Raw genomic sequence first — 842 nt, forward strand, 5'->3', positions numbered from 1 at the left:
AGAATGGAAAAGGGCTTGCGCTGCTCTGGTAGTGTCTGCTATGGCTACCGCGCTTCCAAAGAGGAAAAAGGCGAATGGATAATTGACGAAGAAGCCGCCGCCGTTGTGCGCCGTATCTTCCAGAGCGTCCTTGCCGGGGAAACCGTAGCCAGCATAGCAAAGGCACTCCGCGCCGAGAAAATCCCTATCCCGTCCGAGCATTGGAAGCGGACAGGCGAGCCAGTCCGGGCGGCAAAATACATAGACCCCTACGCATGGTCAGCGACCACTATCGGCTACATACTGAAACGCCCGGAATACACAGGACGCAAGGTATTAGGGAAAACCGTATGCGAGAACTACAAGACCAAAAGCAGCCGCAAGACCGCGCCGGAAGAACAGTATATTTTTGAGGGCGCAATCCCCGCCATTGTTGACGTGGAAACATGGCAGACCGTACAGAAGATACGGGAAACCGTGCGCCGCGCACCTAAGCGGCAGAACGCCCCCAACCGCTTGACCGGGCTTCTCTACTGCGCCGACTGCGGCTCAAAACTCACACACCGCTATACCCTTGTGCAAGGGAAATGGATTGAGGACGCTTTTATCTGTTCCGGCTACCGCCATTTAATCCATGACTGCACCATGCACCATATCCCCACGGCAAAGGTTGAAGCCGCTATCCTTGCCGTTATCCAACGGGTAAGCTGGTATGTACGGCACAATGAAAAAGAGTTTGCCGAGCGTGTCCGGGAAGCGTCCGACCAGAACCAAGAAAAGACCGTCAAGGAATGTAAGCAGAAAATCAGCAAGGCACAGAAGCGGCATAAAGAGCTTGACGGGCTTGTGAAAAAGCTGTATGA

1 protein-coding gene is annotated in these 842 nt (G+C 54.2%); it reads left to right on the forward strand.

Annotated elements, in window-relative coordinates:
- On the forward strand, positions 1 to 842 hold an 842-nt coding region (locus D1646_RS22495), incomplete at both ends, for a recombinase family protein (RefSeq protein ID WP_201754815.1).

It is taken from the genome of Pseudoflavonifractor sp. 60, from assembly GCF_009911645.1.
GTDB lineage: Bacteria > Bacillota > Clostridia > Oscillospirales > Oscillospiraceae > Lawsonibacter.